Here is a 21,548-nt window from a genome sequence, read left to right as displayed (position 1 = left end):
GGGCCCATGGAACGGCAAGTGAGCATTCTGGACGGCGGCACGTTCGTCGTCAGCGATCTGCGCGGCAACATCGAGCACTCCGTCAGCCGGCCGCTCGGCCTCTTTCACCTCGATACGCGCTTTCTCTCCGAATGGATCCTGACGATCGACGGCGTCGTCCCGGCCGCGCTGTCCACCGACGACGTGCAGTACTTCCAGGCCCAGTTCTTCCTCGTCCCGAGGCCCGCCGCGATGTACGTCGAATCGACCCTCTCGATCGTCCGGAGCCGGTTCGCGGGCGACGGCTTCCACGAGGACCTCCTGCTCATGAACCACGGGAAGGTTCCCGTCGAGCTCGAGGTCCGCATCCAGGCCGGCGCCGATTTCGCCGACCTGTTCGAGGTCAAGGACATGCTCCCGAAGAAAGGGGAGCGCTATCAGCGCATCGAGGACAATCGGCTCGTCCTCGGCTATCGACGCGAGCGCTTCGTGCGCGAGACGTGGATCTCCGCCTCGCAGCCCGCGCAGATCGATCCGAGCGGCTTGACGTTTCGGGTGAGCATCGCGCCGCACGGCCGCTGGAGCACGTGCCTCGACGTCGTGGCGGCGATCGACGGCCTCGAGGAGCGGCACACCCGGGTGAAGTACGCCCACGGCGAGAGCCACGCGCGCCCGAACATCGGCATCAGCCTCGAGAGCTGGATCGACCACGCGCCGCGGCTCCTCACCGCGAACGAGACGCTCGCCCGGACGTACGAGCGGAGCCTCATCGACCTGGCCGCGCTGCGCTTCTTCTCCAAGCTGATGCCGGACGCCGCCATTCCGGCCGCCGGTCTACCGTGGTTCATGGCGGCCTTCGGCCGCGACAGCATCATCACGAGCCTGCAAGCGCTGCCGTTCGTCCCCGAGCTCTCGCGCTCCACGCTCCGCTATCTCGCGCGCCGCCAGGGCAGCCGCCGGGACGACTTCCGCGACGAGGAGCCGGGAAAGATCCTCCACGAGGTTCGCTGGGGCGAGCTGACCGCCTTCGAGGAGCGGCCGCACTCCCCCTACTTCGGCTCTGCCGACGCGACGCCGCTCTTCCTGATCCTGCTCGACGAGTACGAGCGCTGGACCGGCGACGCGGAGCTCGTCCTGTCGATGGAGCACACCGCGCGCGCCGCGCTTCGATGGATCGACGAGTGGGGCGACCGCGACGGGGACGGGTATGTCGAGTACGACACGCGCAACCCCGAGACCGGCCTGGAGAACCAGTGCTGGAAAGACTCGTGGGACTCCATCGTCTTTCATGACGGATCGCTCGCGCGGCGGCCTCTCGCGTGCTGCGAGATCCAGGGCTACGTCTACGACGCGAAGGTGCGCGGCGCCCGGCTCGCGCGCGAGTTCTGGCGGGACCCCGAGCTTTCGGCGCGCCTGGAGCGAGACGCGGCCGAGCTGAAGCGTCGATTCAATCAGGACTTCTGGCTCGACGATCGCGGGTTCTTCGCGCTCGCGCTGGACGGCCAGAAGCGCCGGGTCGACTCCTTGACCTCGAACATCGGCCACTTGCTCTGGAGCGGTATCGTCGAGACATCCAAGGCCGAACGCGTGGTGGAGCACCTCCTCGGACCGCATCTGTTCAGCGGCTGGGGGGTGCGCACCATGGCCGACGACGAGGGCGGGTACAACCCCATCGGATATCACGTGGGCACGGTCTGGCCGCACGAGAACTCGCTGATCGCGCTCGGGCTCCGGCGTTACGGCTTCAGCGTGGAGGCCGGGCGCGTCGCGACGGGCAACCTGGCCGCGGCGCCCTTCTTCCACTACCGCTTGCCGGAGGCGTTCGCCGGGTACCCGCGAGAGCTCACCAGCTTCCCTGTCGAGTATCCGACCGCGTGCAGCCCCCAGGCCTGGGCCACCGCGGCTCCCTTGCTCTTTCTGCGCGTCGTGCTCGGGCTGGAGCCGATGGGCAATCGCCTGTTCGTCGATCCGGCGGTCCCCGCCGAGCTCGGAGAGATCCGGCTGCTCGACATCCCCGGGCGCTGGGGCAGGTGCGACGCCTTCGGTCGAGCGCGCCCGGAGTCGGGGCTCAGGGCGGCGTGAGTCGCCATGGCGACGGCCAGCTCGTGGCCGGCACGCTCACGTCGACCCACGGCTCCCCGGCCTGGTTCGGGGCTGATTGTCGCACGGACGCGTCCCACCACTCCATTCCAAGGCATCCGCTCCAAGGCATCCGCTCCAAGGCATCCGCCGTACCCGCCGACGCCGGCGAGGCGGCGGCCTCAAGCGGCCATGAGGTTCACGGGCGACATCGGCTCCTGTCCGGACAGGACGCGAACGACCTCGCTCGCCGCGAATCGTCGGACGAACTCGATCGACTCTTCCGAGTAATAGGCAGCGTGGGGAGAGATGACGACGTTCTCGAGCGAGAAGAGCGGGCTCGTCGGCCTCCAGTCCCGGCGCTTCGCCGGCTCCTCGGCGAGGTCGTCGAGCCCGGCCCCCGCGATCCATCCCTCCTCGAGCGCCCGGTACAGAGCGCCGTCGTCGATGATCGGACCACGGGCGGTGTTGACGAGGATCGCTGTCGGCTTCATGCGCCGGAGCTCGCGTTCCCCGAAGAGACCACGGGTCCCCTGGGTCAGCGGCGCCTGGATGACGAGGTAGTCGGAGCGCTCCAGGAGCTCGTCGAAGGACACGGGGTCAGCGCCGGCGGCGCGGATCTCGTCCGTGTCGAGAAAGGGGTCGTGCGCCGTGACGCGCACACCGAAGCCCGCCATCCTCGCGGCGACGTTTCGGGCGATCGCGCCGAACGACAGGAGCCCCAGGGTCGCGCCCCGCATCCGGTGGATCGGCCGGCCATCCTGCCAGGACCAGGATCCGCCGCGCGTGGCACGATCGTACGCGGGCAGCTTGCGGGCGAGCGTGAGCAAGAGCGCCACGGCATGGTCGGCGACCTCGTCGGCGCACCAGTCGTTCGGCGCGTTGGTGACGCGGATCCCACGGCGGGTCGCCGCCGCGACGTCGACGGTGTCGACCCCGGTGCCGTACCGAGCGATGACCTGGCAGCGCCGGAGCCCCGAGATGGCTCGCCCCTTGACCTCGGCGTACTGCGTGAGCACGCCGACGGCGTCGCGCGCGACGGCCACGACGTCTTCTTCGGTCTTGCACTGCGCGGCGACCAGCTCGAAGCCGGCCGGCTCCACGAGAGAGCGCTCGATGTCGACGTCGCCGAAATCGTAGTCCAGCACGACGACCTGGCCCGTTCGTTCCATGCTCATGGTGTTTACCTCCGTTCCCGTGCCGTTCAGTGTGAATGACGAGGCAGCCCGCGAAGCTGAACGAGGTGCTGGTACCGGACGGCCGGCTCGAAGCACGCGCCGGTGGACAGGGGACCGACCGTGTTCCGGTAGATCTCCTGCCATGGCGTCTGGCTCTCGAGCTCCGGCAGCTTCAGGGACCTGCGGCGCTGCTCGATCTCGTCGTCGGAGAGCAACACGTCCACGCGACGTCGGCGCAGATCGACCTGGATGCGATCCCCCGTCCGGATCAGCGCGAGGCCGCCGCCCACCGCGGACTCGGGCGACGCGTTCAGGATCGAGGGGCTGTCCGAGGTGCCGCTCTGGCGGCCATCGCCGAGCGTCGGCAGGGATATTCCCTCTCGGACCAGCGCGTCGGGCGGATCCATGTTCACGACCTCCGCGGAGCCCGGATAGGCGATGGGCCCCGTGTTGCGCATGACGAGGATGCAGCGCTCGTCGATCCCGAGCGACGGATCGTTGATGCGAGCGTGGTAATCCTCCGGCCCCTCGAAGACGATGGCCCGCGCCACGAAGACACCGGGATTCGCGGGGTCCGACAGGTAGCGGTCGCGGAAGATCTCTCCGATGACGCTGCTCTTCATGACGGCCGAGTCGAAGAGGTTCCCGCTCATGACGAGCAGGCCGGCGGCGCGGAGCAGAGGATCTTCGTACGGTCGGATCACGTCGCGGTTGGCGACGGCGGCGCTCGCCACGTTCTCACCCACGGTTCGTCCGGACACGGTGAGCGCATCCCCGTGGAGACGGCCTGCGCGGAGCAGCTCGTTCATGACGGCGGGCGCCCCCCCCGCGCGATAGAAGTCCTCTCCCAGGAAGCGCCCGGCGGGCTGGCAGTCGACGAGCAAGTGGACGTCTTGCCCGACCCTCTGCCAGTCGTCGTTCGTCAAGTCGACCCCGACGTGGCGCGCGATGGCGTTCATGTGGATGGGGCAGTTGGTCGACGCGCCGATCGCCGAGGCGACGGCGATCGCGTTCTCGAACGCCACCTTGGTCATGATCGCGCTCGGCGTCAGGTCCTCGTGCACCATCTCCACGATCCGGCGCCCGGTCGCGTAGGCCATCTGCGCCCGCTCCCGGTAGGGCGCCGGGATCGCCGCGCATCCGGGCAGCGACATCCCGACGGCCTCGGCGAGGACGTTCATCGACAGGGCCGTTCCCATCGTGTTGCAGTGTCCCACGCTGGGCGCCGCCGCGGCGACCATGTCCATGAACTCCGTGTAGTCGATGCTGCCGGCCGCCAGGAGCCGGCGAGCCTCCCAGATCACGAGCCCCGAGCCGGCGAGCCTCCCGCGGTAATATCCGTTCAACATCGGCCCGCCCGAGAGCACGATCGCGGGCAGGTCGACGGTCGCCGCCGCCATCAGGCAGGACGGCGTGGTCTTGTCGCAGCCCGTCGTGAGGACGACGCCGTCGAGCGGGTATCCGTGGAGCACCTCCACCAACCCGAGGTACGCGAGGTTCCGGTCGAGGGCTGCGGTGGGCCTCTTGCCTGTCTCCTGGAGGGGGTGCGCCGGGAATTCCAGCGGGATCCCGCCGGCATCACGCACGCCCTCCTTGACCCGGACGGCGAGGCTCAGATGATGGCGATTGCATGGCACGAGGTCGCTCCCCGTCTGGGCGATCCCGATGACGGGGCGGCCGGACTGGAGCTCTTCACGGGTCAGCCCGAAGTTCAGGTAGCGCTCGAGGTACAGCGCCGTCATCTCCGGATTGGTCGCGTCGTCCCACCACGCCTGGCTCCTCAGCTTTCGCTTCTGGTTCATCGCTGTCCTTCCCGGTTCCCGGTTCCTGGGCGAGGGGGCGCCACGGCCTACCCGGCAGCCCGAAGCCCTTCATCGCGCGCCGCCGTTCCGGCCTCCGCGATGTGGATCACCGTCTTCGCTCCACCCCCCCCTGCGCGCAGCCAGGCCGGCGCCTCGTCGAGCGAGATCCGCCGCGCGATCACCCGGCGCACGGCGTCGGGAAACAGGATCAGGAACTGCTCGAGCATCCGGACGGCTGCCTCGTAGGACTTGCGGCCGGCGTTCACGGTCCCGAACATCAGCTGGTTCTGGAGGACGAAATCGCGCATCAGACCGGATGTGTCGAAGTCCATCGCGGGCCCCGGCGCAGGGATGCCGGTGAGGATGAACGCGCCGTTCGCCGCCAGCGCGGGGAGGGTCTTGAAGGCGAACGCCGGCACGCCGACCGCTTCGATGATCACGTCGAACCGCCCGTGGCGCCTCACCAGCCCCGCGACGTCGGTGGACTCGCTCGATACGTAGTCGGCGCCGATGCTGCGCACGAAGAGCGCCCGATCGCCGTCCGTCGGCTCCCTCGAATACACGACCGCTCGATAACCGTTCGCGACCAGCCCCATCGCCGTGAGCACGCCGATCGGTCCGGCGCCGAGGACCAGGCCCCGCGGTGCGTCGTCCTCCCAGGGCAGGCGTGTCAGGGCGGCGTCCAGCTGGGCGAACGCTTTGGCCACGACGCTCAGCGGCTCGACGAGGACGCCGAGCTCGCCGACCCCCGGAGGGACGGGGACGAGGTAGCGCTCCTCCTCGACGAAGAGCTCGGTCATGAAGCCGCCCGCCCCGGAAATACCGCGCTCGATGAACTCGCCCGTCGCGCAGAAGTCCTGGTGCCCGACGCGGCAGGCCGGGCACTCGATTCTCGTGCAGGGCCGACGCACGGTCGGGACCACGAGATCTCCGGGACGAAGGCGAATCATGCCCTCACCCGTCTGCACGACCTCGGCGAGCGCCTCGTGTCCCAGCACGAGCCGGTCGGTCCCTGCCGGGGCGGACCCGTACGTGAACGCGGCGATCTCGCGGTCGGTCCCGCACAGTCCGACCGCGAGGGTGCGGAGCAGCGCGTGCCCGTTCGCCGGCCGCCGAGCCTCCGGTCGGTCTTCCTCCTCGACGAGACACACCACCCTCTCGGCCATCAAGGCAGCGACCGACTTCACGCGTCCCCTCTTCCTGCGAGCACCTGCTCGCTCGTCGTCGTGCGTGCCAGGCAGGGCACGCCGGCGCCGGGTCCCATGGGTCGTTCGTCCGGATGCGGCAAGCCCGTGGCGAGCACTCGCCGCTGACCTCCCGCGTTGGAGAAGGCGGTCGCTTCGCGGCGGGCGCGGGGGCGGTGAGCTCTCCCGTGTGATCGCGTTTGACCGGATCCGACGGGACTCGACCGGCCGCTTGCTGCCGGCGCTCCACGAGATGCATCACGGGATGGGCAGCAACGGGGCCACGCCCCGGTCCTTCACGAGCACGACCAGGAACTTCGCGGGCTTCTTGGTGCTCGCGTTCCGGCCGACGGTGTGGATATCGTTGGGCCCCTCGTAGAAGGTCTGGCCCGGGGTGAGCGTCATCTCCTTGCCGCCTTTCACGCCCATCACGATCGAGCCCTCGAGGACATCGATGAAGCCGTGGGCGTCGTGACGGTGCACCGGAGCCGTTGTCTCCTTGGGTGCTGTCGCCGCGCCCGCCACCGCCGGGACGACGACGGCCAGCGCCGGCGACGCCGCCGAGGCGCTCAGGGGCTCATCGTGGCGACGAAGACATCGGCGCCGGCCGCGTGGGGGATCGGCCCGGTCCCGAAGTCCGTCGGTCCCTCGGCAGCGCCGGTGATGGCGATCGTGCCGTTCGGGGAGACGGCGACGTCGTTCGCGCTCGCGTCGAAGCTGCTCGTCCAGAGCGCCGTCCCGCCCGCGTCGAGCCTGGAGAGCCCGTCGCCGGCGATGACGATGCCGCCGGAGCCATCCAGGGCGATCGCGTCGCCGAACGGGATCGAGCGGCTGAAGACATGCTCGCCCGCGGCGTCCAGCTTGATGAGCACCGGGCCCTCGGGGAGCACGCCGCCGCCGACGTCGACGGTCCCGTCGGTGTAGGCCGTCAGGAGGATCTCGCCTTCGGCGGTGACCGCCAGCGCGAGGGCCGACGCTCCGAGTTCCGCCTCGGAGGGATCCGAGGGGCCGAACTGGCGGCTCCAGACCTCGCCGCCGGCCGGGGTGCGCTTCTGGACGGTGAACCCGTGAGGGCAGGGGCAGGACGGCTGCCCGGAGATGAACGCGCTCGTCGTGATCACATTGCCGGCGCTGTCGACCGCGACAAGAACGTTGTCGCTTTGGTGCTGGTAGTCGTTGTGGGACGGGATCGCCGTCGCGAGCGGTTGACTCCAGAGGATATTTCCTGCGGGATCCAGCTTCGCCAGGGAGGGAGTCGACGGGGGCAAGAGCGGGGCAAACGCCACATAGGCACTCCCGAGGGCGTCGACGGCGAGCCGCCCGAAGAGCTTGTAACCGAACCAGTCCGACGCGACGGATCTCTGGCTCCAGATGTGATTCCCCTCGGGGTCGAGCTTGGCGACGAAGATCGCTTCTTCCCAGCCCGACGCCTGGAGCGCGCAGCCGCCGAAGCTCACGGCCGACATCCCTTGCCAGTAGTTGCCGGCTAGCAACACATTGCCACTTCCATCGACGGCGAGGGTGCGGCCGGTCTCCGGCAAGTCGCTGCCGAAGCGCTTGCTCCAGAGCAACGCGCCGGCGGGATCGAGCTTGAGGAGGAACACGTCCGTCTCGCCTGCGCTGGTCAGCGGGCCGGCGCCGAAGTCGACGGTACCTTCGAAGGTGCCGATGACGTAGTAGTTGCCTGCGGCGTCGCTCGCGATGGACCAGCCGACGTCGGCGCCGGCGCCGCCGTATCCCCGCGGCCATGGCGGCTGCGGAGGGCAATGGGGCTCGCCGTCGCAGCTCTCGTCCTCCGGTGTCACGCAGACCTCTGCGGCGGGCGTCACCTCGCCGATGCAGGGCCCATACCCAGCACCCTCGGGGAGGCATGTCTGCGTGCCAGGAGCGCAGCGCCCGACGCCCCGGGTCCCGGCGGAGCCGGTGTAACATGCGACGACCGAGCCTGGCACGCACGTCGCTGGCGGGTCGCCGCCGGCGGAGCCGCCGCCGTCACCGCTCGATCCTGCTCCGCCGCTGCTGTCGTCATCGCCGCCGCTTGCCGGCGGATTGAAGACGGCGACGTAGGCGTCGTTGGAACCTTCAGAGGGAATCGGGCCGGTCCCGAAGTCCACGGGGCCACGCGCGAGACCGGTGACGGCGATCGCGCCGTTCGGGGACAGGGAGATATCCTTCGCATCTGCATCGAAGTCGATCGACCAGAGCTCCGCCCCGCTCGCGTCGAGCTTCGCAAGGCCGCGTCCGGCGACGACGATGTCGCCGGCGCGATCCAGCGCGATCCTGTCGCCGAAGTGGACCGAGCGGCTGAAGATGGGCTCGCCCGCGGCACCCAGCTTGAGGAGGACGGAGCCGGCGGGGAGGGTCCCGCTGCCGAAGTCGATGGATCCATCCGTCGTGCCCGTCACGAGGATCTCGTCCGCCGCGTCAATCGCCACGGCGTGCGCCGTCACGCCGCCGCCGAACACAGGGTCCGCGCTGGATTCGAACTGTTGCACCCAGAGCGGCTCGCCGGTCGGCGTGTACTTGGAGACCACGAACCTGGTTGCAATGCCCTCGAAGCTCACGCCGTGGGTCACCACCGCCACGGGGTTGCCGGCGCTGTCGAGCGCGAGCCGCGCGTCGCGAACATATTCTCCTGGCAACCTCTCCCTCCAGAGGGTGGCCTTGCTCGCGGCGTCGATCTTGATGAGCTGGGCGTGCTCCCACTGGAGGTACAAGACGTACATGTCGCCGCGAGCATCGACGGCGATCTGCTCGACGGAGTGCACCGCCGGAAAATCGTAGGGACCATTGCTCCAGATGTGATTGCCGTCGGGATCGAATTGGGCCACGAAGAAGGATATCAACGGGGCGATGTCTGAGATGGGGAGGGCACACCCGCCCAGATCGATGCTCGAGTGCCCGTACGCGTCCATGTACACGCCGGTGAGGAAGACGTTGCCGTTCTCGTCGACGGTCACGGCGCCCCCCCGCTCGTTGCGCTCGGTCCCGATGTGCTTGCTCCAGAGCACCGCGCCCGAGGGATCGAACTTGATAAAGATGATGTCCGCCTCTCCGGCGCTGGTCACGGGGCCGGTGCCGAAGTCGACGGTTCCACTGAAGGTGCCCGAGACGTAGTAGTTGCCCGAGGCGTCGCTCGCGACGGAGAAGCCCTCGTCGACGCCAGGGCCGCCGAAGCCCCGCGCCCATGCCGGCGGCTGAGCGCAGTGGGGCTCGCCGTCGCAGCTCTCGTCCGCCGGCGTGGCGCAGCGCTCTCGAGCGGGTGTCACCTCGCCTGCGCACGCGCCGTAGCCGAAGCCGTCGGGGCGGCAGGTCTGCGTCCCGGAAGCGCAGCGCCCGACGCCCTTCGTCCCAGCAGGACCGGTGTAGCAGGCGACGACCGAGCCCGGCACACAGGTGCCCGGCGAGCCGCCGCCACCGGTCGAGCCGCCGTCGCCGCCGGTGCCAGGCGCGCCGCCGTCGCCGCCGGTGCCGGGTGTGTCGTCGTCGCCGCCGGTGCCGGGCGCGCCGCCGGTGCCAGGCGCGCCGCCTGTGCCGGGTGCGCCGCCGGTGCCGGGTGCGCCGCCGTCGCCGCCGGTGCCGGGTGTGTCGTCGTCGCCGCCGGTGCCAGGCGCGCCGCCGTCGTTTGATCCGCCCGCACCCTCTGTGACGCTGCTGCTGCTCGCCTCCGGAGAGCCGCCGCTGCCGCCTGTGCCTCCTGCACCGCCGCTACCCCCGCCGCGTCCGATGGGCTTGCACGCGGCGAGGCCAACCAGGGCCGTGATGGTCAGTGCGGATGCTGCTCGGGTGCGACCCGTGAGGCGCCAACGACGCGCAATGTGTTCGGCCATGGCCGCTTCGTTGCTCGACATGAGCCACGTATTCATCCGGCCTCCACGAATCGGTGCTGGGGCAGGTGTTTGACCCCTCGTTCTTCAAGCCATGAGCGCCGCGCTGCCATGCTCGCTCCGGCGAGGTGGCAGCCTCGTCCTCGCTGCCGCTCTCAAAGAAGATCCATCACGCCGTCAGGGCCGCCGAAATCCCTCTCCAGCTCGTCCAGAGGGGGCGGCCCATCCTGGGGCTCTCGCCTCCAACGTCGGGGCGGTCGGTCCTCCTGAAGCGAGGTGCCTCGGGAGGATTTTTCTTTTGAATGATCCTGTGTACTCTCTCACCTCAAAACCTGCCTTCGCACCTCGAAAACGATGACCTGATCCCCTGCAAGCGGATCAGAACGGGCGATAACGTCTCTGATACGGGGATGTGTAATGAAATTCACAAAATTCCCGTTTCGGGGGCACACTGGTGGCGAGGGATGTTCCAGTGCAATGAGAGTTTTCTCGTGGAGAGGTACAGTGCATGAACCAACAAGCTCGAACCGTTTTCTCGGTAGTGTTCGTGGCAGCTTCGATGGGCGCGGCCGGGCCGGCCTATGCCGGCGTGTCCGTCTCGGGGAGTGTGACGCCCGCTGTCGCTGACCCGGGCGACCCGTGGGATCTCGGGGCGAATGCGCTGCTGGTCGGCAGCGCGCTCAACGCTGAGGAGCCCATGGGAGAGGTGATCGTCAGCCACCAGGGGACGTTGATCAGCGCCGGCGCATCGGTGGCGGCGGTCCCCTACTCGAGCGGCAGGGTCCAGGTCATCGGATACGGTTCGCGGTGGATCAACCATGGGCAGCTCGCGCTCGGGCTTCGCACCGGGGCGTCCGGCTCGCTCCTCGTGAAACGGGGCGCCCAGGTGACCACCGACGACCTCGTGCTCGGCGTGCGCGGCTATTCGGCCTTCGGATACGTGCTCGTCGAGGGGTACGACGCCTCCCTGACGAGCCGGACGAACGCGTACATCGGCCGCTCGGAGGAGCTCAGCGTCCTCGAGATCAAGCAGGGAGGGAGCTTCTTCTCGAACAACGTATTCATCGCGACGTGCCAGATCTGCCAGGGCGACGTGAACGTCACGGGCTCCGCGACGAGGTGGGTCAACACGGGCGAGTTCGTCGTGGGCGCGAACGGCGGCGCGAGGCTGCGCATCGAGCAGGGGGCCCAGCTCTTCACCGCGAACGCGCAGATCGAGACCCGTCCCGGCGGGCCCTACAACTTCGCGAGCTCGGCGATCGTGAGGGGCTGGGACGCCACCTGGACCAACGAGGGGTTGCTGCGCGTCGGGGCCGCCGGCCATGGCGAGCTCACGGTCGGCGCTTATGGAACCCTCGTGACGGAAGACACGGAGATCCGCTCCACGTACGGCTACGGGTTCGTCCGGGTGAACGAGCCCTACGCGTCATGGCGCAACAGCGGTGATGTGACGATCTACGCGACCTTCTCGATTTCCCCGTCGCTCCTCGTCGACGGGCGAGGCGAGGTCAGCATTGGCGGCCTCCTCCGGATCACGCCCTTGTTCGAAGGCGGAACGCCTGGCCCGGAGCCCATCGTGCGCCTCACGCGCGGGGCGCTCGCCGCGGGTGCGATCGAGATCCAGGCACGTGACTTCGACTTCGCCGGCGGCCGCCTGAGCACTGGCAGCTTCGTCGGCGATCTCGCCAATACGCAGGCCGGCGCGCTCTCCGTGGGAGAGGTCTATGCCTCGACGGACGTGGCCGGCGATTACAGCCAGGGCCCGAGCGCCACGCTGAGCGCCACCGTCGCGGGCCCGGGCGCCGCGCCGCTCCTGGTCGTGGACGGGGACGTGAGCCTCGATGGTGTGCTGGAGGTGGTCCCGGCGGACGACACGGCGCCGTTCCAGGCCGGGGACACCGTCGCCCTGCTCGGCTGGAGCGGAGAGCTCACAGGGACCTTCGCTGACGTGCACATCGCCCTGCCGCTCGCCCCCGGGCTCGCCTGGGATACCTCCGCGCTGTACACGACCGGAGAGATCACCGTCGTGCCTTCCGCCTGAGCGGAGGCGCGGTACGACGGGAGCTCCACGTCGGGCCGGGCGGGTCGGCGCTTCGCGCTCGTGGCACATTTACATCAATGGTGGCGCAAACCTCTGTGCGCGTGACGGTGTGGACTCGAGCGGCGCGGCTTCGCCGGGCGCCAACCCTCGCCGCAGGGCGTCACCTGGGCATATACTGGGTGGCGGAGGTTCGGTCATGCCGGTGCGTGGCACGCGGGTTTGGTACTTGGCGCCGATAACGGCGGCAGCGCTCGTCGCGGCAGGCGGTCCATTGGCTTGCGGTAGGGTGCTTCTGGACGATCCAGGCGCCGCGGGCGGCAGGGAAGGGGGAAGCTCCTCCGAGGTCGGCGGTTCCGGGGAGGCCGGGAACACGGCGTCAGGAGGAGGTGTTGGAGCGAGTGGCGCGGGCGGGACCACGGGCAACGGCTCCGGCACGGGTGGCCCGTTCGGCTCGACCGGGTCGAGCGACAGCGGCGCGGCAGCGAGCTCGGGCGGCATGGGCGGCATGGGCGGCGGGGCTCCGGAGGGAACCGGCGGGAGCGCGGGGGCGCCCGCGGAGCTGGACTGCGCCACGGCGCGGCCCATCACGAGCTCGCTCGATCTGAAGTACCAGGTCGACGTCGACGAATTGCCGCTCATCTCGGAGGTCCAGGGGGACCTGACGCTCAGCGAAGGGGTGAACCGGCTGCACCGCCTTGGCTGTCTACGGCACGTCACGGGCACGCTCACCATCCGGTACACGCGTAACCTGCCCACGCTCGAGGGGCTCGAGCGGCTCGAGTCCATCGCGGCGGGGTTGACGATCGTGAACAACGATACGCTCGCGAGCATGGCGGGGCTTGAAGGCCTGAAGGTGGTGGATGGCTCATTGAACATCCATTCGAACCTCCGCCTCGCTGACCTGGGCGGACTCGAGAGTCTGACGACGGTGCGCCATGGCATCCAGATCGAGAACAACCCCGTCCTGGCGAGCCTCGCCGGGCTGCGCAACCTGACCGGCACGGGCGCGGTGGCGCTCAAATCCAACCCGGCTCTCAGGAACTTGCAGGGCCTCGACGGCGTGAGTGAGCTCGCCAACCTGCTCGTCATCGGCAACGCGAAGCTCGAGAGCCTCGAGGGGCTCTCGGCGCTCGAGACGATCTACCAAGATCTCACCATCGGGAGCAACGACGTCCTCACGTCCATCGATGGACTCTCTGCGCTCCGGGCGATCGAGCAGAATCTCACCATCTCGAACAACCGGGAGCTCACGAGCCTCGATGGACTTTCTTCGCTCGAGCGGATCCACTACGGTCTCGAGATCACGACGAACCCGAGGCTCCCCACCTGTGAAGCGGAAGAGCTTTGTGAGCGGACCGGCGTTCCACGAGCGTCCGTGATCAACAACGACGACTCGGCGACGTGCCCCTGACCCGGGGCGTGGCGCGCAGTTGCGCGCGGGGCTGCGCAACTGCGCGGACGTTCGCTCGACGCGCCTGGTGAGCGAAGGGCACCGCCGCGCCGTTTACCTGCGCAGGATGCGTCCCTGCCGGGTCTTGCTCGTCAGCGCGCCGTCCTGCGCCACCACCGCGTCGCCCAAGCTGGCTGACCGGCATCGCTTTGAGATCTGTTTAAGGAGCGCCCCCGCACGCCGCTCCCATAGTTCCTCCGTACGGCGAAAGCGCCCGCCGAACGGAGGACCTCATGCCCCGCTCCATTGTCGCTCCTTTCCTCTATGTCGTCGCTCTCCCCGCCGCCCTTGCCGCCTGCGGCTACGTCGAGATCGCCCCGTACGGCACCTCGGGTGGCAGCTCAACGACTGCGCCCGCCTCGCGACGGGCAAGGTCGTCTGCTGGGGCAGCGATGGCTCCTCCTCGCACGCCGAGCCGGTCGAGGTGCCCGGGCTCGACGATGCGATCCTCGAGCCCAGGCGAGGTCTGAGGTAGGCTTCCCCGCTCATGAGCCTGCTGCTCTCGATGACCTCTTGCCCCAACTGCGGCGCGCCGCTCTCCGTCGAGCCGGGGCTGCGCAACGTCATCTGCATCTTCTGCAACACGAGTCTCTTCGTCGAGCGGCCCGCCACCGACGCCGCCGTCGCGCAAATCAGGGCGCAGAGCGTCTCGAAGGACGACATCGAGCGCGTCAAGCAGCTGCTCGTCGACGGCAAGCGCGACGAGGCCATTGCCCACTATGCGCGGGCAGCGTCCGTGTCCAGAGACGAAGCCGAGCGGGCCGTGGAGAGCGTGTTCCTCTCGGCCTACTGGACGCTCGTCCGTCACATGCCGATCAACGGCTTCGGCTTCTTCCTCCACGCGGTCTTCGTCTTCGGGGGCGCCGGGATCGCCGCCTGGGCCGCAACACAGGCAGTCGAGTCGCCGGCGTACCTGGCGCTCGTCGCGGCGGGGGGCCTCTTCGCGATTCTACAGCTCGCGCGGTTCCTGCGGCACCTCGCCTCCACCCTGGTCGCATCGTTCGGCTCCCTCGGCCGCGGGCGCGTCCTCCGTTGCTCGGTGGTGCGGGAGTTCGTGAAACAAAATGGCTTCCTCGTCGTGGTCGTCTTCGAGGTCGTCCCCGACGACGGCAGTCCGGCCTTCGTCGACCAGGAGACCCTCCTCGCCGGCGAGGAGTCTCTCCGGAAGCTCTCGCCGGGCAACGTCGTCCGCGTGCGCTTCGATGGCGCTCGCAAGCGCGTCTTCCCGACCACCCCCGTCACCGTGCTGGCGACGGGGGTCTGACGCGGGGCGATCGCCGAAGAGCCGCACGGGGTACGGGCGCGGCCTGCAGCACCTCGGCGTGCTGGAGAAGGCCGAGCTCGTGATCATCAAGCGGGAGGGACGCCATCGCTGGAACTACCTGAACGTGCTCCTCATCAAGCGGATCCACGACCGGTGGATCAGCCCCTACGCCACCGCCGCGGTCGATCTCCTCGATCGGCTGAAGCGCGATCTGGAGACGTGACGCGGGAGGCCCCGCGTCACGACGGCGGGACGACGGCGGTGGCGGGCGTAACCACCACCTTCCCCCGCGCGCGACGGCTCTCCAGATAGCGGACCGCCTCCGGTACCCCGCTCAAGGGATAACGCCGATCGAGCACCGGCCTGACCGTGCCCGCTTCGATCAGCTTCGTCAGGGCGATGAGATCGGCGGCGCTCGGACGCGACGCGTGCGCCTTCATCGCCTTCGACCCGGACCATCGCCCCAGGAGCGCGACCCGCAGAAACGCCCCGGTGGTTCCTCCGACGAGCACGTACGTGCCGCCATCGCGGAGCACGCGCCGGTAGTCCGAGACGGATCGGTAAGCCGCCGCGTCCACGATCAGGTCGTACTCGTGCCCGCTCCGGGTGACGTCCGCGCGCGTGTAGTCGACGACGTGATCGGCGCCCAGCGACCGCACCAGATCGAGGTTCCTGGTGCTGCACACCCCTGTCACCTCCGCGTTCAGGGCCTTCGCGATCTGGACAGCGAACGTCCCCACCCCTCCGGAAGCGCCGTTGACGAGCACCCGCTGCCCGGCCCGAGCCCGCCCGCAGTCGCGGAGCGCCTGGAGCGCAGCCAACGCCGCCAAGGGGACGGCCGCAGCTTCCTCGAAGCTCACGTTCGACGGCTTCGGGGCCAGCGCCTGCTCCGACGTGCAGACGTATTCCGCAAAGCCTCCCCACCCGTGAGCGGACAGATCCCCGAACACCTCGTCGCCCACCCGGAACCGGGTCACGTTCTTCCCCACCGCCTCCACCCGACCGGCGATGTCGGCGCCGGGCACCCGGTGCTTCGGCGCGAAGAGCCCGAAGCCGAGAAACCGAAGGAAGAACGGATCCGCCCGCATCATGTGCCAGTCGGCCGCGTTCACCGACGCGGCCTCGATCCGCACGAGCACACCGTCGTCCTTGAGCGCGGGCATGGGGATCTCCTCAAGCCGCAGGTTGTCCGCCGAACCGTATTCGTACTGAACAATCGCCTTCATCGCATTCTCCCGGGGCGAGCCCCTTCGCCGCCCGCTGCGATGGTGGTTCCGGACGCCGCACGCCGCCGCTCCACGCAGGAGCCTTTCAGCTCCCAGCGGGAGGACCGTGCCTCGAGCCGGCCCCTGGCAGCGCCTACCCCTCGCGGCGATGCTCCCCGCGCGCCCCTCGCCGTCCGCGGCAGCGAGCGTCGCCCCCAGGGCGCTCAGCCCACCGTCGACGGGGGCACGCCGAACCGCTTGCGGAACGCGGCCGCGAACTTGCTCGGGTTCTCGTACCCCACCCGCTGCGCCACCTCGGTCACGTTGCACGCCCGCTGGCGCAACAGGCGATGGGCCTCTTCCAGCCGGTGGTTCCGGAGGTACGCGAAGACCGGCGCGCCGAAGAGCGCGCGGAACCCCGCCTTGAGCTTCACCTCGTTCAGGCCGGCGTGCCGGGCGAGCTCCGGGAGCGTCGGCGGGTCCACCATGCGCGCCAGCAGGGCGTGCCGCGCCCGCTCGAGCCGCGCGATGTCGTGCTGCGAGAGGAGCGGCGACGCTGCGCTCTCGCTCTCCTCCAGCTGATCGACCATGGCCGCCATCAGCTCGAGCCCCTTGGCCTCCAGGTAGAGTTGCCGGGAGAGACCCCTGGCGTCGCAGGCCAGGATCTCGTCGAGCAGCCGGTACAGGGTCGGCGACATGGCGTGCGTCGCGCGCGGGTAACCCCCGGTGTGGGCCACGATCCGCTCGAGGGGCGCAGGCAGGACCTGCGAGCCCAGGAGCTCGCGGAGCCGCCATGCGTCGATGGTGAGGCAGAGGCTGTCCTGATCCTGACCGAGGGTCGACTCGTCCCATTCGCACACGAGCTTCAGCGGCCTCTTCACCTGGCCGATGCGGAATGTCCCGCCCCCGAGGAGAAAGCCGTCTCCCTCGCTGCTCCTCACCCGCATGTGCGGTCCCCGCGACAGGACGAACTCCAGCCCCGTCGGCGCGTGGTCGATGACCATCCCCGACGCCCACGCCCACCGGTACCGGGTGGCGGAGAGGGAGATGCCGGAGCGCAGCGTGGAGGCGCTGATGAGGCCCGTGTTGCCCTGCAGGTCCCAGCGCACCTGGCGCTCGAACGGGGTGGGCGTCTCGATGGGTGCGGCGCCCTGGAGGATCCCCGCCGCGAACGTCTCGAGATCGCGCTCGCTTCCCTCGATCCTCATCGCCTCCATGCGGACGTTTTAGCACGCGCCGCGCCCGGCTGGCTGCCGGCGAGGGACCAGCTCACCCTCGGTCCTCGGTCCTCGGGCGATGCGCTGACACGTCGCGACCGCGTGGGCGCCCGGGCGCTCACGGGGGAGCCTGCCGGTGCTGGATGGCGTGCTCGGCCGCCATCGTATACCGGCGGTTCTCGGCCTCGTCGGGATCGAGCCCGAGCTCGCCATAGAGATACGCCATGGCCAGCGCCCCGCAGGCTGTGGAGTGAAAGCGGCCCCTTAGATGCATAGATAAATTATTGATATAGCGTCGTTTTCCCAGGAGGCCGGATCGCATAGGGTTCTCTATGTCAACCAACGCGTGCAGCGTGGCCGTACGGTGGGACCGGTGATGCCGCGGGCCCTTCACCGCGGGCGATGCGGCGGAAGAGGGCGCCCCGCTCGGCCACACCGGAGCCGACCTCGGCGGCGAAGCAGGCGGAAACTACGAAAATCGCTGCTGTTTCCAGCGACCACTCGCTATCGACCCGTTTCTCTGGCGGGATTTCTGACATGCGGAACGATGGAGCCATCGCTCATCTCGCGCTCCGGCGCGATCCTGTTGAAGCGGTCGGAACCGAACGTCCCTGAGCGTCAGCGAAGGACACCGCGGCCCCGCCTACCTGCGCAGGAGGCGCCCCTGCCGGGTCTTGCTCGTCAGCGCGCCGTCCTGCGCCACCACCTCGCCGGTGATCAGGACGGCGCGGATCCCCGACGGCGGCGCGTCGGCCCGCCGCGGCGTCGTGTTGTCCGCCACCGTGGCCGGATCGAACACGACGAGATCCGCCCAGTGCCCGGGCACGATGCGCCCCACGTCGCGGAGCCCGATCCGCTCGGCGGGCAGCGAGGTCATCCGGCGCACGGCCTCCTCGAGCCGGAACAGGCCGACGTCGCGGCTGTAGTGGCCGAGCACCCGCGGGAACGTGCCGAACGACGCCGGGTTGTGCTGGCCGCGCCGGGTGAGGATCGCGTCGGTCTCGAACGCGCAGAGCGGGTGCGAGAGCACGGCCCGGAGCGGCTCGTCGTGCGCATCGACGCCCGAGTACGTGTTCAGGAGGATGCGCGCCTTGCCGTCGCTCACGCGGCTCGGGGGAGCGGCGCTGTTGCCCATGACCGCCTGCCGGAGCGTGCCGTGGCCGACCAGGAGCGCCGCATTGACGAGCAGCCCGCCGGCCTCGAGGGCCGCCAGCAGCTCGCCCATCGAGCGCCACCGGTAGGCGAGCGCTCCGTCCTTCAGGATCTCCGCGGAGTGCTCCACCAGCGGAATCGACGCCTCGGTGACCGGGGCAGGGGAATGACCGCAATTGCCCGCGACCACGGTCGTGATGGCCCTGGGCGACCATCGGCGCGAGGACGTCCTCGTGGTCGGGCAGCGCGAGGAGCCAGTCGACGTGCGAGTGGATGTCGATGAAGCCGGGCGCGACGGCGAGCCCGCTGGCGTCGAGCGCCCGCCCTCCCGCGAGCGCGCCTGGCCCGGCGATCGCGGCGATCTTGCCGTTCTGGATCCCCAGGTCCGCCACGTAGCGAGGCTGGCCGCTGCCGTCGAGGATCGTCCCCCGCGAGATCACGAGATCGAAGTCCATCTGCACGCCTCCTCGAGAAGCTCTTTTGCCGGCCACGCGGGGCCGTGGGAAGCCCGCCGAACCGGGGCATGGCCGTGGTGCGGAGCATGAGCTCCGCGCCCTTCGAGCCGCTGCCCTGCCAGCACGAGGCCGAGCGCTCGCGCGCTCATCCGCTCGTCCGCTCGCGCGCTCGCCTCGCATGAGCCCGCCAGTGTGCAGCCCGAGCCCAGCGGCCCGCCCCGGCCGGGTCCAGGCCGCGTCGCGCAGTGCAGTTCGCTCCGGGCGACCCCGCGAGATCGCCTGGCCCCGCGATTGTATCCGCGGCTGTCGCAGTCCTGCTGCGGGTCGACTCGACCCGCGAGAGACCGGGGGAGTCCATGGATCGAACAGCGAGCGCGCCTCGAGGCGGGCGTCTCTCTCTGCGCCCGCTCGCCGAGCGGCCGCGGTGCAGCATCGTCATTCCCTGTTACAACGAGGAGCGCTACATCGAGGACGTCCTCCGCTGCGCCCTCGAGCAGCGTTATCCTCCAGAGCTCCTCGAGATCTTCGTGGTCGACGGCGGCTCGACCGACAGCACACGGGAGCTCGTCGGCCGCGTCGCGGCGGAGGACCCACGGGTGGTGCTCCTCCACAACCCCGACCGGATCCAGGCCGCCGCGATGAACATCGGCATTCGCCGGGCGCGAGGTGAGGTGATCGTCCGGATGGACGCCCACGCCGACTACGCCGGCGACTACGTGGCTGCGTCGGTCGCGGCGCTCCGGAGGACCGGCGCCCTCAACGCGGGCGGCGCGGCGCGGCCGCGCCACCGGAACGGCTTTCAGCGGGCGCTCTGCGCCGCGCTCTCGAGCCCCCTCGGCGTGGGCGGCTCGGCGTACCGGGATCCGTCGCGCGAGGGGTTCGTCGAGTCGGTGTTCAACGGGGCTTTCCGGCGCGAGGCGTTCGAGATCGCCGGCCTCTACGACCCGGCCGCCGTCACCAACGAGGACGCCGAGCTGAACCAGCGCATCATCGAGGCTGGCGGCGCGGTCTACCTGTCCCGGGAGATCGTCGCCTATTACTACCCCCGGTCGTCGTTCGCCGCGCTCTTCCGGCAGTATTTCGCGTACGGCAAGGGGCGCGCGCGCACGCTGCTGTGCCGCCGCAGGTTCCTGTCGCTCCGGCCGGCGCTGCCGTTCTGCATGGTGACGGCCGGAGCGCTGCTCGCGCTCGCGTCAGCGCTCGCGCCGGCGGTCCGCCCGGCGCTGGCGCTCGCCTCGCTCGCCTATGCCGCGCTCGTGATCGCGGAGTCGCTCCGGCTCGCGCGGCGCGCCTCGCCGCGCGATTTCCCCCTGCTCTGCGCCATCTTCCCCGCGGTGCACGCCGCGCACGGGCTCGGGTTCTGGGCCGGCCTGCTCCGCGGCGCGCGGGACGGCGCTGGCCGGCGCGAGGCCGAGCGCCTTCCGGCGCCGTGAGCGCCAGCCGCGCGGGTGATCCCCGGGTTCAGCGGCTCGGGCGCGGCGCGAACGGCGGCGCGGCGCGTTGATCGCCCGCGCTCGCTTTGGTATGTTTGCGCCGTGAGCGTACGCGGGACGTCGTTTGCATCGTTCTCCTCGGTCGCGGCCGAGCTCGTCGAGCTGTCCCGCTTTTGTCATGAGCGCGGCTGGACGCCGGCCACGAGCGGCAATTTCTCCGCCCGGCTCGGCGACGGCACCCTCGCGATCACGGCGTCCGGGCGGCCCAAGGGCGCGCTCGGCGTGTCGGACATCGTCGTCGTCAATGCGGACGGCCGCCTGACCGGGCCCTCGCCGGCCCGCCCGTCGGCCGAGACGGCGCTGCACTGCCAGCTTTACCGGCACTCCAGCGAGATCGGCGCCGTCGCGCACACCCACTCGCGGGCGGCGACGGTGCTGTCGCGCCGGTGCGCGCAGGAGGGGTACGTGACCCTCTCGGGCTACGAGGTGGCGAAGGCGCTCTCCGGGATGTCGACGCACTCCGCCACGGTGCTGCTCCCGGTCTTCGTCAACACGCAGGACATCCGGAAGCTGGCGGAGGACGTCGATGCGTTCATGTCGGCGCATCCGCCCGTGTACGGCTACCTCATCGCAGGTCACGGGCTGTACACGTGGGGATCGGACATCGCGAGCACCATCCGCCACATCGAGGCCATCGAGTTCATGCTGGACTGCGCGCTGCTGGAAGGGGGGCTATCATGAGTCGATTGCGGGTTTACCGGGAGAGCGACCCGACGAGGGCCGACGAATACACGACGCTCGAGGACATCGCCCGCGTCGCCGCCGAGGCGCAGATCCGCTTCGAGCGCTGGTCCGCCGAGCGCCCGCTGCCGCCGGGGACGGCGCAGGAGCAGGTGCTCGAGGCGTACGCGGGGCCGGTGAAGCAGCTCTCCGAGGCGTGCGGGTTCGTGACGGCGGATGTCGTGTCGGTGTCGCCGGGCACGCCCAACCACGCCGAGCTCAGGCGGAAGTTCCTGGACGAGCACATCCACACCGAGGACGAGGCGCGCTTCTTCGTCGAGGGGCGAGGGCTGTTCTGCATTCATCACGGCGAGCGCGTGCTCTCGTTCCTCGTCGAGAAGGGCGATCTCATCAGCGTACCGGCCGGGACGCGGCACTGGTTCGACATGGGGCCGGAGCCCTCGTTCACCTGCATCCGGTGGTTCTCCGACCCGAAGGGGTGGGTCGCCGAGCACACCGGGTCGGACATCGCATCGCGCTTCCCGCGGCTCGAGGCGTGAGC

Annotated in this window: 17 protein-coding genes; 9 read left to right on the top strand and 8 right to left on the bottom strand. The window is 69.8% G+C overall.

The window, feature by feature from the left end; all coding sequences use genetic code 11:
- The first annotated feature begins 6 nt into the window (after positions 1–6).
- Positions 7–2,061 carry an amylo-alpha-1,6-glucosidase gene (locus tag ACSRUE_RS40770; RefSeq protein ID WP_441288264.1) on the top strand — a complete coding sequence of 685 codons (2,055 nt, stop codon included), beginning with the start codon at positions 7–9 and terminating at the stop codon, positions 2,059–2,061.
- 179 nt (positions 2,062–2,240) lie between these two features.
- On the opposite strand, the gene ACSRUE_RS40765 is transcribed toward ACSRUE_RS40770, so the two are convergent.
- The 5 genes from ACSRUE_RS40765 to ACSRUE_RS40745 form a co-directional block, all read right to left on the bottom strand.
- A complete protein-coding gene (locus ACSRUE_RS40765; RefSeq protein WP_441288263.1) occupies positions 2,241–3,236 on the bottom strand; it encodes a C-terminal binding protein in 996 nt (331 codons plus the stop codon).
- A 26-nt stretch (positions 3,237–3,262) separates the two neighbouring features.
- Positions 3,263–5,038, bottom strand: a complete 1,776-nt coding sequence (locus tag ACSRUE_RS40760) for an IlvD/Edd family dehydratase (protein WP_441288262.1) — start codon at positions 5,036–5,038, stop codon at positions 3,263–3,265.
- 47 nt (positions 5,039–5,085) lie between these two features.
- A complete protein-coding gene (locus ACSRUE_RS40755) occupies positions 5,086–6,225 on the bottom strand; it encodes a glucose 1-dehydrogenase (protein ID WP_441288261.1) in 1,140 nt (379 codons plus the stop codon).
- Between the two features lie 255 nt (positions 6,226–6,480).
- Complete coding sequence (locus tag ACSRUE_RS40750; protein WP_441293183.1) at positions 6,481–6,795, bottom strand: cupin domain-containing protein; 315 nt, start codon at positions 6,793–6,795, stop codon at positions 6,481–6,483.
- A complete protein-coding gene (locus ACSRUE_RS40745) occupies positions 6,792–10,073 on the bottom strand; it encodes an outer membrane protein assembly factor BamB family protein (RefSeq protein WP_441288260.1) in 3,282 nt (1,093 codons plus the stop codon). Before ACSRUE_RS40745 ends, ACSRUE_RS40750 begins: the two co-directional genes overlap by 4 nt.
- Before the next feature lie 523 nt (positions 10,074–10,596).
- Between ACSRUE_RS40745 and ACSRUE_RS40740 the strand changes: the two genes are divergently transcribed.
- The 4 genes from ACSRUE_RS40740 to ACSRUE_RS40725 all read left to right on the top strand — a co-directional run bounded on the left by ACSRUE_RS40740 (position 10,597) and on the right by ACSRUE_RS40725 (position 15,027).
- Positions 10,597–12,090 (top strand): hypothetical protein, encoded by a 1,494-nt coding sequence (locus ACSRUE_RS40740; RefSeq protein WP_441288259.1) that lies wholly within the window; start codon positions 10,597–10,599, stop codon positions 12,088–12,090.
- 286 nt (positions 12,091–12,376) lie between these two features.
- Positions 12,377–13,501, top strand: a complete 1,125-nt coding sequence (locus ACSRUE_RS40735; RefSeq protein ID WP_441288258.1) for a hypothetical protein — start codon at positions 12,377–12,379, stop codon at positions 13,499–13,501.
- Between the two features lie 526 nt (positions 13,502–14,027).
- Entirely contained in the window at positions 14,028–14,804 is a 777-nt protein-coding gene (locus tag ACSRUE_RS40730; protein ID WP_437944057.1) for a hypothetical protein, read from the top strand.
- Positions 14,805–14,862: 58 nt separating this feature from the next.
- A complete protein-coding gene (locus ACSRUE_RS40725; RefSeq protein ID WP_441288257.1) occupies positions 14,863–15,027 on the top strand; it encodes an ArsR family transcriptional regulator in 165 nt (54 codons plus the stop codon).
- Positions 15,028–15,043: 16 nt separating this feature from the next.
- Here ACSRUE_RS40725 and ACSRUE_RS40720 read toward each other — a convergent pair whose 3' ends face one another.
- From ACSRUE_RS40720 to ACSRUE_RS40710, 3 genes are all read right to left on the bottom strand, one after another.
- Complete coding sequence (locus tag ACSRUE_RS40720; protein WP_441288256.1) at positions 15,044–16,030, bottom strand: NAD(P)-dependent alcohol dehydrogenase; 987 nt, start codon at positions 16,028–16,030, stop codon at positions 15,044–15,046.
- A 203-nt stretch (positions 16,031–16,233) separates the two neighbouring features.
- Complete coding sequence (locus ACSRUE_RS40715; protein ID WP_441288255.1) at positions 16,234–17,217, bottom strand: helix-turn-helix transcriptional regulator; 984 nt, start codon at positions 17,215–17,217, stop codon at positions 16,234–16,236.
- Between the two features lie 652 nt (positions 17,218–17,869).
- The gene (locus tag ACSRUE_RS40710; protein ID WP_441288254.1) at positions 17,870–18,508 is read right to left on the bottom strand and encodes an amidohydrolase family protein; all 639 of its coding nucleotides are present in this window, start codon (positions 18,506–18,508) and stop codon (positions 17,870–17,872) included.
- A 46-nt stretch (positions 18,509–18,554) separates the two neighbouring features.
- Between ACSRUE_RS40710 and ACSRUE_RS40705 the strand changes: the two genes are divergently transcribed.
- The 4 genes from ACSRUE_RS40705 to ACSRUE_RS40690 all read left to right on the top strand — a co-directional run bounded on the left by ACSRUE_RS40705 (position 18,555) and on the right by ACSRUE_RS40690 (position 21,546).
- A complete protein-coding gene (locus ACSRUE_RS40705; protein ID WP_441288253.1) occupies positions 18,555–18,923 on the top strand; it encodes a hypothetical protein in 369 nt (122 codons plus the stop codon).
- A 266-nt stretch (positions 18,924–19,189) separates the two neighbouring features.
- Entirely contained in the window at positions 19,190–20,266 is a 1,077-nt protein-coding gene (locus ACSRUE_RS40700) for a glycosyltransferase family 2 protein (RefSeq protein ID WP_441288252.1), read from the top strand.
- A gap of 102 nt (positions 20,267–20,368) precedes the next feature.
- Positions 20,369–21,007, top strand: coding sequence for a methylthioribulose 1-phosphate dehydratase (locus ACSRUE_RS40695; protein ID WP_441288251.1), 639 nt, complete (start codon positions 20,369–20,371; stop codon positions 21,005–21,007).
- The gene (locus ACSRUE_RS40690; RefSeq protein ID WP_437769548.1) at positions 21,004–21,546 is read left to right on the top strand and encodes a 1,2-dihydroxy-3-keto-5-methylthiopentene dioxygenase; all 543 of its coding nucleotides are present in this window, start codon (positions 21,004–21,006) and stop codon (positions 21,544–21,546) included. Before ACSRUE_RS40695 ends, ACSRUE_RS40690 begins: the two co-directional genes overlap by 4 nt.
- The last annotated feature ends 2 nt before the right edge of the window (positions 21,547–21,548 follow it).

The sequence above is a fragment of the Sorangium sp. KYC3313 genome (assembly GCF_052075895.1).
Lineage (GTDB): Bacteria > Myxococcota_A > Polyangia > Polyangiales > Polyangiaceae > Sorangium > Sorangium cellulosum_B.
The sequence above is the reverse complement of the archived record's forward strand: the minus strand, read 5'-3'. Positions and strand labels throughout refer to the sequence as shown.

Bases quoted from the DNA above. Each gene is read 5' to 3' on its own strand.
- ACSRUE_RS40690 (WP_437769548.1), top strand. From the start codon at position 21,004: ATGAGTCGATTGCGGGTTTACCGGGAGAGCGACCCGACGAGGGCCGAC.
- ACSRUE_RS40745 (WP_441288260.1), bottom strand. From the start codon at position 10,073: ATGTCGAGCAACGAAGCGGCCATGGCCGAACACATTGCGCGTCGTTGG.
- ACSRUE_RS40765 (WP_441288263.1), bottom strand. From the start codon at position 3,236: ATGAGCATGGAACGAACGGGCCAGGTCGTCGTGCTGGACTACGATTTC.
- ACSRUE_RS40730 (WP_437944057.1), top strand. From the start codon at position 14,028: ATGAGCCTGCTGCTCTCGATGACCTCTTGCCCCAACTGCGGCGCGCCG.
- ACSRUE_RS40760 (WP_441288262.1), bottom strand. From the start codon at position 5,038: ATGAACCAGAAGCGAAAGCTGAGGAGCCAGGCGTGGTGGGACGACGCG.
- ACSRUE_RS40720 (WP_441288256.1), bottom strand. From the start codon at position 16,030: ATGAAGGCGATTGTTCAGTACGAATACGGTTCGGCGGACAACCTGCGG.
- ACSRUE_RS40715 (WP_441288255.1), bottom strand. From the start codon at position 17,217: ATGAGGATCGAGGGAAGCGAGCGCGATCTCGAGACGTTCGCGGCGGGG.
- ACSRUE_RS40700 (WP_441288252.1), top strand. From the start codon at position 19,190: ATGGATCGAACAGCGAGCGCGCCTCGAGGCGGGCGTCTCTCTCTGCGC.
- ACSRUE_RS40770 (WP_441288264.1), top strand. From the start codon at position 7: ATGGAACGGCAAGTGAGCATTCTGGACGGCGGCACGTTCGTCGTCAGC.